Below are 16,938 nucleotides of genomic sequence, written 5' to 3'. Positions count from 1 at the left end.
TTCAGTCAGCGCCTAAACCGCCTGGTACAGCACGGTCGGGAGAAAAACCGCACTCACAGTACCTTATCTCGTTATTGAGATTTCAGTCTCTATATCGAGACTAGGCGATCCCCAACGCTACTATCTTCTTGTACAACGTCGAGCGCCCAAGCCCCAACCGCCTGGCCGCGTCGACCACATTGCCCTCACACGCTTTCAAGGCGGCCGCGATGACCTGCCGATCGAATCGCTCCCGCGCAGCACTGAACGATTCACCCTCGATGGCTTGAACCGTACTGCGCTCCACCGGGCTGAACGTGCCGATTGCCGCGCGAATGTCCTCGGCATTCAATACCAGGTCATCACTCAACAATGCCGCCCGCTCCAGCACATTGCGCAGCTCGCGGATATTCCCCGGCCACGCGTGTTGCGCCAGCAACCCCAGTGCCTCGGGTTCGAGTTCGTGGCGGCTGAGCAACTCTTCAAGAATCGCCTCGCTCAGCGCCGGGATGTCCTCCAGGCGCTCGCGCAAGGGCGGCACCTGGATCGGCAGCACGTTGAGCCGGTAATACAAATCCGCACGAAATTCGCCGCGCTTGATCGCCGCTTCCAGGTCCAGCGAGGTGGCGGCGATTACCCGTACATCGCTGTGCAGCATCTCGTTGGAGCCGACTGGCTCGTATTCCTTTTCCTGCAGTACCCGCAACAGTTTGCTTTGCAGCGGCAGCGGCATATCGCCGATTTCATCGAGAAACAGCGTGCCGCCCTGAGCGATCTGTAGTTTGCCGGGGCGGCCCTTGCGGTCGGCACCGGTGAACGCGCCGGGCGCGGTACCGAAGAATTCGGCCTCCAGTAAATCCGTGGGAATGGCCGCGCTGTTGATACTGACAAAGGCCTTGTTCGCCCGATTCGAAGCCCCATGAATCGCCTGGGCGAGCAGCTCCTTGCCGGTACCGGTTTCGCCGAGCAGTAACACCGGCGACTCGGCACTTGCACTGCGGCGCGCGCGGCGTTTGACTTCCAGGCTGGCGGCGCTGGTGCCGATAAAGTGGGCGAAGTTGTACTTGCTCTGACGTTTGCGCAGCAGCGAACGGGTAGACGCCAGTTCCTGCTGCATGCTCAGGTAGCGTTCGATCAGTGGCGACAGGTTGCGCAGTTCATCGAACAATGCAAAGCCAATCGCCCCGATCACCGCGCCGGCATCGTCATGGATCGGCAGGCGCATCACCACCAGCGGGCCTTTGGGCGTGTCCTGGATATCCAGCAGAATCGGCAGATCGGTGCGTACCACCTGGCGCAGCAGGCTGTTGGATATGACCTTCTCACACGGCTGGCCGATGGCTTCGTCAGCGCTGTTGAGCCCGAAGCGCTTGGCGTAGCGCTCATTCATCCACACGATATTCGCGTCGCGGTCGACAATCACCGTGCCCTCGCTGGACTGTTCGATGATCTCGAACAGCGACTGGATAGCCAGGCCGCGAACCTGTTGGTAATCCTTGAGGCTGGTGTTCATGCGTGCAGAATCCTGTAGGAGCGAGCGTGCTCGCGAAAAACCGTCAACGATAACGCAACGCTACCAGATACCCCGTGTCGCCTATCTGTTCTTCGCAAGCAAGCTCGTTCCTACAAGGGGATGTGCGCCGCTGCCAGCAGCTCTTTGGTGTACGGATGTTGCGGTGCATCGAACACTTCGTGGCTCGCGCCGCGCTCCACCACTTTGCCGTCCTTGATCACAATCATGTCGTGGGCCATGGCGCGTACCACGGCCAAGTCATGGCTGATAAACAGGTAGGTCAGGCCGTATTTTTCCTGCAACTCGCGCAGCAATGCCACCACCTGCTTCTGCACCGTCCGATCCAGGGCCGAGGTGGGTTCGTCCAGCAGCATCAGCGCAGGCTTGAGCACCAGGGCGCGGGCGATGGCAATGCGTTGGCGCTGGCCACCGGAAAACTCATGGGGGTAACGATGTCGGCTCTCAGGGTCGAGGCCGACATCCTTGAGCACCTGGATCACCTGGGCGTCGCGATCTTCCAGGCTGCACGGTGCGTGTACTTCCAGGCCTTCGCTGATGATCTGCTGCACCGACATGCGCGGGCTGAGGCTGCCGTAGGGGTCCTGGAACACCACCTGCATCTGCTTGCGCCAGGGGCGCATCTGCTGAGGGGTCAACGGGTCGAGGGCTTCACCCTGGAAGCGAATGCTGCCGGTGGAGTCCAGCAGGCGCAGGATCGCCTGGCCCAGAGTGGACTTGCCCGAGCCTGACTCACCGACGATGCCCAGGGTCTTGCCGCGCTGCACGCTGAGGCTGATGCCATCCACTGCGCGCAGGTAGGTCTTGCGTCGGAACAGGCCGCCGCCGAGAGGGAACTGCACGCTCAGGTCGTCCACTTGCAGCACCGTTTCGCGCTCATCACTGCAAAGCGCATCGCCGGCCGGTTCGGCATCCAGCAGCAGACGGCTGTAAGGGTGCCGGGGAGCGTCAAACAAGGTCTGGCAGTCGGCTTGCTCGACAATTTCCCCGGCGCGCATTACACACACCCGTTTGGCAATGCTGCGTACCAGGTTGAGGTCGTGGCTGATCAATAGCAGCGACATGCCCAGGCGTTCCTGCAGGGACTTGAGCAACAGCAGGATCTTGCGTTGCACGGTGACGTCCAGCGCGGTGGTGGGTTCGTCGGCGATCAGCAGTTCCGGTTCACACGCCAGGGCCATGGCAATCATCACCCGCTGGCGCTGGCCGCCGGAGAGCTGGTGCGGGTAGGCCTTGAGCCGTTCCCGGGGCTTTTGGATGCCGACCAGTTCCAGCAATTCGAGGATGCGCGCCTGTGCCGCCTTGCCTCCCAGGCCTTTGTGCAACAGCAGGGTTTCGCCGATCTGCTTTTCGATACTGTGCAACGGGTTGAGGGAGGTCATCGGCTCCTGGAAGATCATTGCGATGCGGTTGCCTCGCAGCTTTTGCAGGGTGGCCGCCGACGCACCGATCAACTCCTGGCCGCGATACTTCACGGAACCTGTGGTATGCGTACCGGCTTCGGGCAGCAGTTGCAGGATCGAATGGGCCGTCACCGACTTGCCCGACCCCGATTCGCCCACCAGCGCCAGGCACTCGCCAGGGCGTACATCCAGGCTCAGGTTGCGCACCACGGTCTGGCCGCTGAAGGCGACGCTGAGGTCGCGGATTTCGATCAGGTTCATATGCAATCACTCATGAACGTGGGTCGAAGGCATCACGTAATGCCTCGCCGATAAATACCAGCAGCGACAAAATCAGCGCCAGGGTGAAAAACGCCGTCAGGCCCAGCCAGGGTGCCTGCAGGTTCTGCTTGCCCTGGGCGATCAGCTCGCCCAGCGACGCACTGCCCGCAGGCATGCCGAAACCGAGGAAGTCCAGGGCGCTCAAGGTGGAAATCGCGCCTGTCAGGATAAATGGCAGGTAGCTCAAGGTCGCGGTCATGGCGTTGGGCAGGATATGCCGGCGAATGATCTTGCCATCGCCCAGCCCCAATGCCCGTGCGGCCTTGACGTACTCCAGGTTGCGCCCGCGCAGGAACTCGGCGCGTACCACGTCCACCAAGGCCAGCCAGGAAAACAGCGCCATGATCCCCAACAGCCACCAGAAATTCGGCTCGACGAAACCCGACAGGATGATCAGCAGGTACAGCACCGGCAGCCCGGACCACACCTCCAGGATGCGCTGGCCGAGCAGGTCGACCCAGCCGCCGTAGAAGCCTTGCAGCGCACCGGCGGCAATGCCGATAGCGGCGCTGATGGCAGTAAGTGCCAGGGCGAACAGGATCGACACCCGTGCGCCGGAGATCACCCGGGCCAGCACATCCCGCGCCTGGTCATCGGTGCCCAGCCAGTTCACCGAAGACGGTGGGCTGGGGGCAGGGCGGGTCAGTTCGTAGTTGGGCGTGTCGTCGCTGAACGGGATCGGCGGGAACAGCATCCAGCCACCGTCCTGCTTGATCAGCTTTTGCACGTAGTCACTGCGGTAGTCGGCCTGGAACGGCAACTGGCCGCCGAACTGCTGTTCGGTGTAGCGCTTGAACACCGGGAAATACAGCGTGTTCTTGTAGCTGAGCACCAGGGGTTTGTCGTTGGCGATCAGCTCACCGCCCAACGTCAGTAAAAACAGTCCGATAAACAACCACAGTGACCACCAGCCGCGACGGTTCTTCTTGAACCGCTCGAAACGCCGACGGGCCACGGGAGATAGATTCAACATCAGGCGTTCCTCGCGGCGAAGTCGATACGCGGGTCCACCAGGGTGTAGCAGAGGTCACCGATGAGTTTTATCAAGAGCCCGAACAGGGTGAAGATAAACAGCGAGCCGAACACCACCGGGTAATCGCGGGACACGGCCGCCTCATAGCTCATGCGGCCGAGGCCGTCGAGGGAGAAAATCACCTCGATCAGCAAGGAGCCTGCGAAGAACACGCTGATGAATGCCTGGGGAATACCCGAGATCACCAGCAGCATGGCGTTGCGGAACACATGGCCGTACAACACGCGGCGTTCGCTCAAACCCTTGGCGCGCGCGGTGACCACGTATTGGCGGGTGATTTCATTGAGGAACGAGTTCTTGGTGAGAATGGTCAACGTGGCAAACCCGCCAATTACCAATGCGGTCACGGGCAGTACCAAGTGCCAGAAGTAATCGGCAATCTTGCCGATGGGGCTCAATTGCGCGAAGTTCTCCGACACCAGCCCGCGCACCGGGAACCAGTTCAACGAGGTGCCACCGGCGAACACCACGATCAGGAACATGGCGAACAGGAAGGCCGGCATCGCATAACCAATGACGATGGCGGTGCTGCTCCACACATCAAAGCTGCTGCCATGGCGCACCGCCTTGCGAATCCCCAGGGGAATCGACACCAGATAGGTGATCAAGGTGGCCCACAGACCGAGCGAAAGCGTGACGGGCATTTTCTCCAGGATCAGGTCGATCACCGTCGAGCCCCGAAAGAAGCTGTTACCGAAGTCCAGCCGTGCGTAGTTCTTGAGCATCAGCCACAGGCGTTCCGGTGCGGGTTTGTCGAAGCCGTACTGTTTTTCGATGTCCTTGATCAGCTTTGGGTCCAGGCCACGGCTGGCACGGGAGCCGCTGCTGATGCTGTCGCCGGACGAGCCGCCGACGGCGCCGCCGCCAATCCCTTGCAGGTGGGCGATGGCCTGTTCCACCGGGCCGCCGGGCGCGGCCTGTACGATCACGAAATTGACCAGCAGGATGATCACCAGCGTCGGGATGATCAGCAGCAGACGCCGCACGATGTAGGCAAACATCAGTGGGTACCTCCGCGTTTTTTCAATTCGGCGTTCATTTGCTCATTGGTCAACGGTGTCGGGCTGATTTCCCACCAGGTTTCCAGGGCTTCATCATTTTTGGCCTCGACGGCAGGTCGGCCGAAACGGTTCCACCAGGCCGCCGAGGTACCGGGCGGGTAGTAGTTGGGAATCCACAGGTAATTCCATTGCAGCACCCGGTCCAGGGCATGGGCGTAGGTGAGCATCCGGGATTGGGTGTCGGCTTTGACCAGGCCCTTGATCAGACTGTCCACGGCGGGGTCCTTAAGCACCATGTAGTTGTTGGCGCCCGGGTCCAGGGCGGCTGCCGAACCGAAGAAGTTGTACAGTTCCATGCCCGGGGACGTGGTGACCGGGAAGCCGGCGACGATCATGTCGTAGTCCCGCGCCATCACCCGGTTCACATACTGCGAGGCGTCGATCCGACGAATGTTCAGGGTGATGCCGATCTGCGCCAGGTTGCGTTTGTACGGCAGCAGCAGGCGCTCCAGTCCGGCCTGGGCGTTGAGGAAGGTAAACTCCAGCGGTTCGCCGTCGGCGTTGACGAGCTTGTCACCGTCTGGTTTCCAGCCGGCTTCCTCCAGCAAGGCCAGCGCTTGCAGCTGTTTGTCGCGGATCATGCCGCTGCCATCGGTGACCGGTGCCTTGAACACCTGGGTGAAGACCTCGTCGGGCACCTGCCCGCGCAACGGTTCGAGAATCGCCAGCTCTTCCTTCGTCGGCAATTGGCTGGCGGCCAATGGGCTGTTGGAGAAGAAACTCTGCTGGCGGATATACATATTGCGCATCATCTGCCGGTTGGCCCATTCGAAATCCCACAGCATCGCCAGGGCCTGGCGTACGCGGCGGTCCTTGAACATCGGCTTTTGCACATTGAACACATAGCCTTGGGCTGGTTGTGGCATCTCCCTGGCCAAATGGGCACGTTGCAGGCGGCCATCGTCCAGTGCCGGCCCGTTGTAGCCGATGGAATAGCCGGTGGCGGAAAACTCGCGGTTGAAGTCATACGCGCCACCGCGCAGCACCTGGCGCGCCACTTCGGTATCACCGAAGTACTCCAGGCTCAGGTGGTCGAAGTTGTACAGGCCGCGGCTGACCGGGAGGTCCTTGCCCCACCAGTCGGGGTCACGGGTAAAGGTGATGGTGCTGCCGGAGTCGATCTTGCTGATGGTGTACGGGCCGCTGCCCAGTGGGGCTTCGTAGCCGCCGCCGTTGGCGAAGTCGCGGCTCTTCCACCAATGTTCGGGGAACACCGGCAGGGTGGCGATATCCAGGGGCAGGGTGCGGTTCTCATTGCTGGAAAAATCGAAGCGCACCTGGCGTTCGCCTTCGACTTCAACGTGCTTGACGTCGGCGAACAGTGTGCGAAAGCGCAGGCTGCCCTGGGTCATCAGCAGGTCGAAGCTGTAGCGCACGTCTTCGGCGGTAATCGGCTTGCCATCGGCAAAGCGTGCCTTGGGGTTGAGGTAGAAACGCAGGGACAAACCGTCATCGGCGCGCTCCATCTTCTCTGCCACCAGGCCATACACCGTATAGGGCTCATCCAGGGAGCGCTGAGCCAGGGGCGCATAGAGCCAGCCGTCGACCTGGGAGACGCCGATGCCTTTGTCGATATACGGCAGCACATGGTCGAAGCGCCCGATCTCGATGGCGGAGCGCCGCAGGCTGCCGCCCTTGGGCGCGTCGGGGTTGGCATAGTCGAAATGGCTGAAGCCGGCGGCATACTTGGCCGGTTCGCCGTACACCGTCAGGTAGGTCTGCGGAGCCGCGATCACGGCGCTACTGGCCAACAGCAGGGCCAGGGAGGTACTGAGCAGTCTGGAAAAAGCCAATCGCATTATCAGCCTTGAACGCCGGGTGAAGAAGAATAGGGATTTGTACGCTAACGGCATCCGTGTCGCCAGTCATCACATGCACAACGGCCCACCAAAAGGCGGGCCGTTGTTCATAGCATCAGCGCGGACGGGATCAGTCCTGGCGGCTGGTGACTTCCAGCAGATGGTAACCGAACTGGGTCTTCACCGGGCCTTGCACGGTGTTGACCGGGGCGCTGAACACGACAGTGTCGAATTCCTTGACCATCTGGCCTGGACCGAACGAACCCAGGTCGCCCCCTTGGCGGCTGGAGGGGCAGCTGGAGTTGGCTTTGGCGATTTCTGCGAAATCAGCGCCGCCTTCGATTTGGGCCTTCAGTTCGTTGCACTTGTCTTCAGTGGACACGAGGATGTGACGGGCGGTGGCTTTGGCCATGGGAGTAACTCCTTGAATGAAAAGGGTGAGCCTACCGGATTCAGGCGGTTATTTCCCGGCAAAGTTCCTGCCGGATGACCCAGTGGTGCCAGGTAATTGTTCAGGCACCTGCCCGTGAACAGTCGTGACCCCCGCGTACAAGTCGCCGAAGGGCACGATAAAGCCGTTCGATCAGCGCTCAGCTCAGAACGATATAGTCGTTTTGCTGGATGATGGGGCGATGCGTACCTTGCACGAGGTGAATATACCGACCGTCCACCAGATCGATGGGCAGGCAGTCGTCGACATCCAGCACACAGTCGGTGTGGGCCTGAGACCAGTGGTTCAGCATCTTCCGTTTGCCTTTGGCCTTTGCCTCCTGCGGGGTGCGCGCCACCACCAGCACGTAGTGATGAGCCTCACCGAAGGTGTCGGCTTCATAGCCGCCGAGGTTGATGAAGTACAAACGGTGCGCATCGGCACGCGGCGCCAGAGGGCTCACTTCCACTTTCCAGCCATCGACACCGTCGACCCCCATCCACGCATCGATATGCACACCTGACGGGCTGCCGAACCAACTGTCGCGCAATTGCGGATAAGTGGCCTGCAGCGTATCCGCCACAGTAAACACCACATCGTGCACTTCGATCCTGGCCCTGGGGTGCTTGCCCCCGAGCATCACTACAAACAGCATTGGAGATCTTCCTGGCAAGTGGACAAAGAGTAACCATACTTCGATTGAACCCTTCTGTCCGCCCAGTGCCACACTGTAGACCCGCGAACTCATCAGGAGATTGTCATGCGTACCATTGATCTGGCTGGCGTTCCTGTGCCGGTCATCGGCCAGGGGACCTGGCGCATGGGCGAAAACCCCGACCAGCATCGTGCCGAAGTCGCGGCGCTGCAATTGGGTATCGACGAGGGCATGACCCTGATCGATACCGCTGAAATGTACGGCGAGGGTGGCGCCGAAATAGTGGTCGGCGAAGCCATCCGCGGCAGGCGTGACCAGGTATTCCTGGTCAGCAAGGTCTACCCCCACAATGCCAGCCACAAGGGCGTTCCGCGTGCCTGTGAAGCCAGCCTCCAACGCCTGGGCACCGACTATATCGATTTGTACCTGTTGCATTGGCGTGGTCAATATCCCCTTGAAGAAACCGTTGAAGCGTTCGAACGCCTGCGTGAGGCCGGCAAGATCGGGCGCTGGGGTGTCTCCAATTTTGATGTCGCCGACCTGCAGGACCTTGCATCTCCCGCCTGTGCGACCAACCAGGTGCTCTACAACATCGAGGAGCGCGGTATCGAGTTCGACTTGCTGCCGTGGTGGCAGCAACACCATTTGCCCTTGATGGCTTACTGTCCGATCGCCCAGGGCGGTGAGCTTTTATCCAGCCCCACGCTCAAGCAGATCGCTCGTCGTCATGAGGTAGCGCCGGCTCAGGTCGCCCTGGCTTGGGTGCTGCGCCAGGACGGCGTGATTGCGATCCCTAAAGCGGTCACGCCCGAACACGTGCGGCTCAATGCCGGTGCCGCGAAACTGGTATTGGATGAACACGACCTGGACGCGATCGATCGCGTATTTGGTGCGCCCAAGCGTAAGCATCCATTGGCCATGGTGTAGCCCTTCAGCGGCAGGAGCGGCGCCTTCCCTGGCAGCCGCTCAAGCCTCATCCGAACTTAGCTGGCCACTGGGCTACGCCAGTCGTCGGCGCCTGAAGTGCCGGCGACCTCATGGGTCCAGACAATCTTGCGATAGGTGAAATACACATCCTCCAGATGGGTGAAATGCGCGTTGTCAGGGTCCTGGCAATTGGGCATGCGCGATTGCACGTCCACGATGGTCGCGCCCTCCAGTTCAATGGTGAAGTAGTGTTCCTGGGTTCCGGCCGACGATGTGCGGAACCATTCAAGCCGGCACGACACTTCCTCGCCTGAGGTCAGTGCGCTGAATAGCAGCGGCGAGGATTTGTCGAAGATCTTGCTGATCATGAGTGGCTTGTGCACCCGTTGTCCTGTCGGCTGGCCCGATTGTGGATCGCGGGGAATGATCACCTGGTGTGCAAATGCCTGCACCAGGATCTGATCCTCATGACCTTCCTGGTAAATGTTGCCTACTGAGTCCTGGGTAAATGTACCTGCCGTAATCAAACCTTGTTTGACGCCGGTAATGGAGAGGTACGCGGGTGTTGGCATGACGGGTTTCCTTGCCTGATTTAAGTAGGTATTCCCGAACGGCACGGTCGCCGGACGGGCAAGTCCCTATAACAAGAAGCGTGCCTGAAGTTGGAAGAGTCAATGAAATAACGGCGCGCGAGACTCAAGTGGGAAGATGTTGGAAAGTTGTGATGAGGATTTGGTGGGTTTTTGCTGTTGGTGTTTGCGCAGATGCGTGCAGTTAGTTGCTCGTTCGGTTTGCGCTGTAAGTATTGAGTCAACCGGGCGGGATGAGGTTTTTTCTACGGTTTGACTGCGCAAATTATTGCACAAGCCTTGTTTTTATTGGGGTGTAGGAAATTCCTTAAGTGACTTTCTGTTGCTTGATGATTGCCTCTGGCATGGCTAGTGTTCGCACACTTCGTTGTTCGTTGAATGTAAGTTAAATGGCATTCTGATACGCACCTTAATGGCGATTAGTTTGTTTTTTCTGTGATGGATAGTTGTGTGCGCACCTAATGGATTATTCAAAGAAGCTTTGCGACTATTACCTTGAGTTGGCGCGGCTACCTTGTTCGCCAAGCGCGTTTGCCGGCAGTGATATGCGGTTTTCGAGCGAGTTCGAGGCGCTGGAAGCGGAGCTGGGCAAGGCGCATTCGATTCATGGTGCGAGCCTGCCGGATTGGCAAAAGGTCAGTGAGCTCAGCGAGCAGTTTTTGCGTGAGCATTCCAAGGACCTGCGAGTGGCCGTCTGGTTGACCTGGGCCCTTCATCAGCGTGATTCATTTGTCGGGTTGCTGGCGGGGCTCGGCTTGTTGCGTCATCTCTGTGAGCAGCACTGGGCAGCGGTTTACCCAGGCAAGCCGCGTACACGCATTGCCGCGTTGGCATGGCTGGTGTTGCGGCTTGAGCAGCTCTTTGCGCAGAACCTCTCGCTTGTGGATCAGCGGCCCTTGTTCCAGGCGTTGCTTGACCATCTCACTCGGCTCGATGAGCTATGGGACCAGCATCTTGGAGCGGATGCACCCTTGTTGTTGCCGGTCCGCAGGCAACTGTCGGAGCGTCTGGCGCATGCCCCCCAACGCGGCGCTGAAGCTGACGGTGCTGTGAGTGTGATTGCCCAGGTCAAGCAGGCGACCGCTCAATTGCTCAAGCCGGAACAAGCGGTGAATAACGAAAAAGACGCGCACAAATTACTACGCGCCCTGCAGGACCAGGCCCGTCCTCTGTGTGCCTGGTGGTTGCGCCAGAGTGCCACTGATGTGCGCGCCTTGCGCCTGAGTCGAACCTTGGCATGGCTGACGCTGATCAACTATCCCGACGCCAATAGTGAGCGCATCACGTCGCTGCGCCCGCTCTCTGCCGACAAGCTCAAGCGTTGTCGGGACCGCCTCGGCCAAGGTCATTACGCTGATCTGCTGCTGGAGCTTGAGGTCAGCCTGGCCGGTGCATTGTTCTGGTTCGACGGGCTGCGTATGGCCTGGGAGTGCCTTGAAGCGTTGCAGGCAGAACCCGCCAAGACCGAGCTGGAAATGAATTTCGCCTTGTTGCTGCAACGCCTGCCGAGCTTGCCCGAATACAGGTTCGACGACGGAACTTCGTTCGCCGACCCGGCCACCTGTGAGTGGATCACCCTGCACGTCATGCGCCACCTGCAAAGGGCCGAGCCACCCAGCGTCATGCCCGATGCGGCAGGCGAATCCTGGGATGCGGCCCTGCAGGCGGTGATGCCGGTGCTGCGCAAGGACGGCCTCAAGGCAGCGGTTGCCGTACTCAAGCAAGGCTTGCAAGCGGCGTACGGCGAACGGGCCCGTTTCCACTGGCAACTTGCACTCGCCAGGTTGTGTATGCGGGCGGGCAAGCACGACCTGGGCAGGATCCAGCTGGAGCAATTGGACCTCGAATTGCAACGCGCCGGGCTCGACCGCTGGGAGCCGCAGTTGGCTCTGCAGGTCGGTCGGCTCCTGTATCGCTGCTATGACCTGTTGCCACAAAGCCACGCCGTGCGCGAAAGCAAGGAACTCACCCATCGCCGGTTGTGCCACTTCGATCTTGACGCAGTACTTGAATGAAGCCCGATCAAAAAGGAGAAACAGCATGGCCAAAGACGGTTCGATAGCACCCAAGGAACGTATCAATATCACCTTCAAACCGGCGGTCGGCGGTGCCCAGGAGGAAGTCGAGCTACCGCTGAAACTACTGGTGCTGGGGGATTTTTCCCAGCGCGAAGACCCGCGCAAACTGGAGGATCGAAAGCCCATCGGCATCGACAAGCACACCCTTGATGAGGTGCTGGCGAAACAGGCGATCAGCTTGACGTTGAGTGTACCCAATCGCCTTCAGGAGGAGGCTGACGTCGAAGCGTTGGCCATCCAGGTCCGGATCAATTCGATGAAGGACTTCAATCCCGCAAACCTCGTCGAGCAAATACCAGCATTGCAAAAGCTCATGGTACTGCGTGAAGCGTTGATGGCACTCAAAGGGCCGTTAGGTAACACCCCTAGTTTTCGCAAAGCCATCGAACAGGCATTGGCCGACGACGACTCCCGTGCCCGCGTTCTGGCCGAGCTCGGGTTGAGCAACCCGGATGCCTGACATTTTCAGTAAAAGGACACTGACCGCATGACGACCACCCAAAGCAACCCGCAGCCGCTGCAAGCCACCGACGCGTGCAGCATCCTCGATAACATCATTGCCCAGACATTGCTGAGCGCCGACGACGAGGCTTACGGCATCGCCAAGCGCGGCGTGTCGGCGTTTATCGAGGAACTGGTCAAACCGCACAACCGTGCAGAGCCGGTCAAGAAGCGCCTGGTCGACCGGATGATTGCCGAGATCGATATCAAGCTCAGCCAACAGATCGATGAGATTCTGCATCACCCGGATTTCCAGGCGCTGGAAGCTTCCTGGAGAGGGCTGCAGTTGCTGGTCGACCGCACCGATTTCCGCGAGAACATCAAGATTGAACTGCTGAATGTCTCGCGTACGGACCTGCTGGATGATTTTGAAGACGCCTCGGAAATTACCCAGTCGGGGTTGTACAAGCATATCTACAGTGCCGAGTACGGCCAGTTCGGTGGTCAGCCGGTGGGTGCGATCATTGGCAACTATTTCCTGTCGCCCAGTGCGCCAGATGTGAAACTCATGCAATACGTTTCCAGTGTTGCGTGCATGGCCCATGCCCCCTTCATCGCGGCTGCCGGACCGGGTTTCTTTGGGCTGGAAAGTTTCACCGGACTGCCCGATCTGAAGGACCTCAGGGATCATTTCGAAGGTCCGCAGTTTGCCAAGTGGCAAAGTTTCCGGCAGAGCGAAGACGCCCGCTACATCGCCCTGACCGTACCGCGCTTTCTGCTGCGAACCCCGTACGATCCCCTGGAGTGCCCGGTCAAAACCTTCGCCTACCAGGAAAACGTGGTCAACAGCCACGAGCACTACCTATGGGGTAATACCGCCTACGCATTTGCTACACGGCTGACCGACAGCTTCGCGCGTTTTCGCTGGTGCCCGAATATCATCGGCCCGCAGAGTGGCGGGGCGGTGGAAGACCTGCCCTTGCATCACTTCCAGAGCATGGGCGGGATCGAAACCAAGATTCCTACCGAGGTCCTGGTTTCGGATCGGCGTGAGTACGAGCTCGCACAAGAAGGTTTCATTGCCCTGACCATGCGCAAGGGCAGTGACAACGCGGCGTTCTTCTCCGCCAGCTCCGTGCAGAAGGCCAAGACCTTCGGCATCAGTGAAGAGGGCAAGACCGCCGAGTTGAACTACCGGCTTGGCACCCAGCTGCCTTACATGATGGTCGTCAACCGCCTGGCCCATTACCTCAAGGTTCTGCAGCGCGAACAACTGGGCGCATGGAAGGAACGCACGGACCTGGAACTGGAGCTCAACAAGTGGATTCGCCAATACGTGGCGGACCAGGAAAACCCCAGTGCCGAGGTGCGTGGTCGTCGGCCATTGCGCGCAGCGCGCATTGTCGTCAGCGATGTCGAGGGCGAGCCGGGCTGGTACCGGGTTAACTTGAGTGTGCGCCCGCACTTCAAGTACATGGGGGCGGACTTCACCTTGTCCCTGGTCGGCAAGCTCGACAAAGAATGAGCAGAGGCCAGGGAATGTCCCACCCCAATAGCCTGTTCGAGCGTCTGGAATGCGCAGGATCGAGCCGATTGTGCCGCGTGGCGTCTGTTGCCGCACATCTGGGAAAAATGCTCAGCACTCGTGCGGGCAGTGTCCAGACACTGCCGGATTATGGTCTGCCTGACCTCAATGATATGCGGCTCAGCCTGCATGAGTCGCTGTCCCGGTCGCGCCTGCTGATCGAACGCTTTATCCGGGTGTACGAGCCGCGGCTGGCGAATGTACACGTCAGGGTGTCACCCCGTGCTCGGGAACCCTTGGCCTTGGCGTTTGCCATCGAGGCCGAGATGGCCATTGACGGTGTCACCCGGCCCGTCGTGTTCCATGCACGCCTGGATGATACCGGACGCGTAGAGGTCGGCGCCGATGGCTTTTAATCGTTATTTTCAGAGCGAACTGAGTGCACTTCGTCAGCTCGGACGGTGTTTTGCCGAGCGTAATCCTGCCTTGGCGCCATTTCTCGCAGAGCCGGGCCAGGACCCGGACGTCGAGCGATTGCTCGAGGGCTTTGCGTTCCTCACCGGCCGTTTGCGCCAGAAGCTGGAAGACGAACTGCCGGAGCTGACGCATTCGTTGATGCATCTGCTGTGGCCCAACTACATGAGGCCCTTGCCGTCGTTCAGTATTCTGCAATTTGACCCGTTGAAACGCGCAGGCCCCAATGTTCATGTAGCGCGGGATACGGCAGTGGAGAGTTCGGCTATCCAGGGCGAGCGCTGCCGATTTCGAACGTGCTACGCCACGGATGTCATGCCGCTGCAACTGAGAGGCCTGGAGTACCTGTGCCACGGCGAGGGCGCATGGTTGGACCTGCGCCTGGACATGAGTGCCGAAGGGCATTTCAGTGACGTGACGTTCGACTCGTTACGGCTGCATCTGGCCGGCGATCGCTATGTGAGCCAAGCGCTTTACCTCAACCTGTTGCGTCACCTAGGGGGCATCCAGCTATTGCTGTTGGATGAGGAGGGGGCGCCGGTCCGGGGCGCTGATGGTCACGCCATGGCTGTGAGGCTCGGCGCAGCGCAGGTGCAACCGGTGGGCTTTTCGCAGGAGCAGGCGCTGATTCCCTATCCGCAGGACACCTTTCGTGGTTACCGCCACTTACAGGAGTATTTTGCGTTTCCCGAGAAGTACCTGTTTGTCGATATCGCAGGGTTGGAGGTATTGAACAGGCTCCCACGAGCGACGCTGGAACAGGTGCACGGCATGGTCATGCGCTTTGAATTACGCACCCAGGCATCCGGGTCCCTGCGGCCCACCCTGGACAACGTAAAGCTGTACTGCACTCCCATCATCAATCTGTTCAAGCAGGATGCGGTCCCTATCCGGTTGGATTGCAAACAGGATGAGTACCTGTTGATGCCGGGGGACTACACACCGGGCAATGCTGCTGTGTTTGCGGTGGACCGGGTCGTTGGCTGGCGTCCTGGCGGGTTGGGGTATCAAACGTATGTACCGTTCGAGTCGTTCGAGCATGACAGCGAGGCCGAGACTCCCGCGACGTCTCCCAGCTACAGCATTCGTCAGCGCTTGTCGGTGCAACACGCCGGGCTCGACACCTGGATGGGATTCGGTCGCCGTCGCGAACAAGGCCATGAAACCGTATCGATCGAACTGACCTGCACTAACGGCAACTTGCCACGGCAGTTACGCGCAGGCGAAATCAATCAGCCCAGTGAGCAGACACCGGAGTCATTGACGTTCCGAAACATCACTGCGCCTACCGCGAGTTTTGCGCCGCCCCTGGACCAGGACTTCCTGTGGAAAGTCATCAGCAACATGTCGCTCAACTATTTGTCGTTGACCGATATCAACGCCTTGAAGGTGATTCTCGAAACCTACGATCTGCCGCGTTACCACGACCGGCAAGCGTTGAAAATCAGCCAGAAGCGACTGGGGGCACTGCGGTCTATCAGCCATGAGGCTGTTGACCGACTGCATCGAGGTTTACCCGTGCGGGGTTTGCGGGTGGACCTGGCCATCGACCCCCAGGGCTTTCTGGGGCAGGGCGACATGTTTGTGTTTGCGTCTGTCCTCAACGAGTTCTTTGCACTTTATGCCAGCCTCAACTCGTACCACGAGTTGCGAGTCATCAGCACACAAGGAGACGTGTATCTATGGCCATCACGGACGGGACAGCAACCCTTGATTTGACCCGGATCTGCCGGGGCATCCGCGAGTACACGCTGTTCCAGGCGGTGCTGCAGGTGATGGAGCGATTGCGCGATGCTCATCCGTTGCTCGATGACGACACGCTGTACGACCAACTGGAGTTCCAGGCCAACCCGGGCCTGGGGTTTGCGGGGCACGACATTGATCGGGTGGAGTTCTTCGTGGAGCACGGGCAACTGCGTGCTCGCCTGCGCCTCAACGTATTGGGGCTGTTCGGTGCAGGGTCGCCGTTACCTGCCTTTTATGCTGAGCAGGCGTTCGGCGAGCAGCCGAATGGTAACCCCACCCGCGACTTCCTTGATCTGTTTCATCACCGCCTGCAACGGCTGATGCTTCCGATCTGGCGTAAATACCGCTATCGGGCGTGTTTCCAGGCGGGTGCCGGTGACGCTTTTTCCGAACATATGTTTGCGCTGATCGGTTTGGGCAGCCGTGCTATCCGCGATGCCACGCAACTCGACTGCAAGCGTTTGCTGCCGTACCTGGGGCTTTTGAGCTTGCGAGCCCACTCGGCCGCATTGATTGAGTCGGTGCTGCGCTACTACTTCAAGCACGACCCCATCGTGGTCGAGCAATGGGTTGAGCGCACGGTAGACGTCGCCTACCCACAGCGCAACGACCTGGGGCGCAGCAACAGCACGCTCGGTTTTGACCTGGTGCTGGGGCACCGGATCGCCGACCGCAGCGGCAAATTCAGGGTGCACATCCTGGCGCTGTGTTGGCAGCGTTTTCACGAGTTCCTGCCCATGGGGCCTGCGTACCAGCCCTTATGTTCGCTGGTGCGCCTGGCCGCGCGCGACCCACTGGAATACGACCTGCGGCTGGTATTGGCGCAAGGGGAGATCCGGGCGTTGCACCTTGGTGAAAGCAATGTCTGCCGCCTGGGGTGGACCAGCTGGCTGGAACCCGAGCGCGCCGATGGTGTGGTCACCCTCACCGGCAATTTTCAGTAGG

At 59.9% G+C, this 16,938-nt stretch carries 15 protein-coding genes; 7 read left to right on the top strand and 8 right to left on the bottom strand.

Annotated elements, in window-relative coordinates:
• Positions 1 to 100 precede the first annotated feature (100 nt).
• The 7 genes from M5B97_RS02020 to M5B97_RS01990 all read right to left on the bottom strand — a co-directional run bounded on the left by M5B97_RS02020 (position 101) and on the right by M5B97_RS01990 (position 8,212).
• A complete protein-coding gene (locus M5B97_RS02020) occupies positions 101 to 1,492 on the bottom strand; it encodes a sigma 54-interacting transcriptional regulator (RefSeq protein WP_248730587.1) in 1,392 nt (463 codons plus the stop codon).
• Positions 1,493 to 1,602: 110 nt separating this feature from the next.
• Complete coding sequence (locus M5B97_RS02015) at positions 1,603 to 3,174, bottom strand: ABC transporter ATP-binding protein (protein WP_248730586.1); 1,572 nt, start codon at positions 3,172 to 3,174, stop codon at positions 1,603 to 1,605.
• Positions 3,175 to 3,184: 10 nt separating this feature from the next.
• Positions 3,185 to 4,207 (bottom strand): ABC transporter permease, encoded by a 1,023-nt coding sequence (locus M5B97_RS02010; RefSeq protein ID WP_248730585.1) that lies wholly within the window; start codon positions 4,205 to 4,207, stop codon positions 3,185 to 3,187.
• Positions 4,207 to 5,268 carry a microcin C ABC transporter permease YejB gene (locus M5B97_RS02005; protein ID WP_248730584.1) on the bottom strand — a complete coding sequence of 354 codons (1,062 nt, stop codon included), beginning with the start codon at positions 5,266 to 5,268 and terminating at the stop codon, positions 4,207 to 4,209. The genes M5B97_RS02010 and M5B97_RS02005 overlap by 1 nt, the downstream gene beginning before the upstream one ends.
• On the bottom strand, positions 5,268 to 7,127 hold the full coding sequence (locus M5B97_RS02000; RefSeq protein WP_248730583.1) for an extracellular solute-binding protein: 1,860 nt from the start codon (positions 7,125 to 7,127) through the stop codon (positions 5,268 to 5,270). The genes M5B97_RS02005 and M5B97_RS02000 overlap by 1 nt, the downstream gene beginning before the upstream one ends.
• 130 nt (positions 7,128 to 7,257) lie before the next feature.
• Entirely contained in the window at positions 7,258 to 7,539 is a 282-nt protein-coding gene (locus M5B97_RS01995) for a peptidylprolyl isomerase (RefSeq protein WP_005788801.1), read from the bottom strand.
• Positions 7,540 to 7,717: 178 nt separating this feature from the next.
• Positions 7,718 to 8,212, bottom strand: coding sequence for a DUF1543 domain-containing protein (locus M5B97_RS01990; RefSeq protein WP_123718642.1), 495 nt, complete (start codon positions 8,210 to 8,212; stop codon positions 7,718 to 7,720).
• 105 nt (positions 8,213 to 8,317) lie between these two features.
• Here M5B97_RS01990 and M5B97_RS01985 point away from each other — a divergent pair, with 105 nt between their 5' ends.
• Positions 8,318 to 9,139, top strand: coding sequence for an aldo/keto reductase (locus M5B97_RS01985; protein ID WP_248730582.1), 822 nt, complete (start codon positions 8,318 to 8,320; stop codon positions 9,137 to 9,139).
• Between the two features lie 56 nt (positions 9,140 to 9,195).
• On the opposite strand, the gene M5B97_RS01980 is transcribed toward M5B97_RS01985, so the two are convergent.
• A complete protein-coding gene (locus tag M5B97_RS01980) occupies positions 9,196 to 9,711 on the bottom strand; it encodes an Hcp family type VI secretion system effector (protein WP_123718641.1) in 516 nt (171 codons plus the stop codon).
• Positions 9,712 to 10,190: 479 nt separating this feature from the next.
• On the opposite strand from M5B97_RS01980, the gene tssA reads away from it, so the two are divergent.
• The 6 genes from tssA to tssG are packed head-to-tail and all read left to right on the top strand — an operon-like array spanning position 10,191 to position 16,937.
• On the top strand, positions 10,191 to 11,744 hold the full coding sequence (tssA, locus tag M5B97_RS01975) for a type VI secretion system protein TssA (RefSeq protein WP_248730581.1): 1,554 nt from the start codon (positions 10,191 to 10,193) through the stop codon (positions 11,742 to 11,744).
• A gap of 25 nt (positions 11,745 to 11,769) precedes the next feature.
• Positions 11,770 to 12,267 (top strand): type VI secretion system contractile sheath small subunit, encoded by a 498-nt coding sequence (gene tssB, locus M5B97_RS01970; RefSeq protein ID WP_123718639.1) that lies wholly within the window; start codon positions 11,770 to 11,772, stop codon positions 12,265 to 12,267.
• A gap of 27 nt (positions 12,268 to 12,294) precedes the next feature.
• The gene (gene tssC, locus M5B97_RS01965) at positions 12,295 to 13,773 is read left to right on the top strand and encodes a type VI secretion system contractile sheath large subunit (RefSeq protein WP_248730580.1); all 1,479 of its coding nucleotides are present in this window, start codon (positions 12,295 to 12,297) and stop codon (positions 13,771 to 13,773) included.
• A 14-nt stretch (positions 13,774 to 13,787) separates the two neighbouring features.
• The gene (gene tssE / locus M5B97_RS01960; RefSeq protein ID WP_248730579.1) at positions 13,788 to 14,189 is read left to right on the top strand and encodes a type VI secretion system baseplate subunit TssE; all 402 of its coding nucleotides are present in this window, start codon (positions 13,788 to 13,790) and stop codon (positions 14,187 to 14,189) included.
• A complete protein-coding gene (tssF, locus tag M5B97_RS01955) occupies positions 14,179 to 15,966 on the top strand; it encodes a type VI secretion system baseplate subunit TssF (RefSeq protein WP_248730578.1) in 1,788 nt (595 codons plus the stop codon). Before tssE ends, tssF begins: the two co-directional genes overlap by 11 nt.
• On the top strand, positions 15,930 to 16,937 hold the full coding sequence (gene tssG, locus M5B97_RS01950) for a type VI secretion system baseplate subunit TssG (protein ID WP_248730577.1): 1,008 nt from the start codon (positions 15,930 to 15,932) through the stop codon (positions 16,935 to 16,937). The genes tssF and tssG overlap by 37 nt, the downstream gene beginning before the upstream one ends.
• Position 16,938: the final 1 nt, after the last annotated feature.

The organism is Pseudomonas sp. MWU13-2517 (assembly GCF_023242545.1).
In the GTDB taxonomy this organism is placed as follows: Bacteria; Pseudomonadota; Gammaproteobacteria; order Pseudomonadales; family Pseudomonadaceae; genus Aquipseudomonas.
The sequence above is the reverse complement of the archived record's forward strand: the minus strand, read 5'-3'. Positions and strand labels throughout refer to the sequence as shown.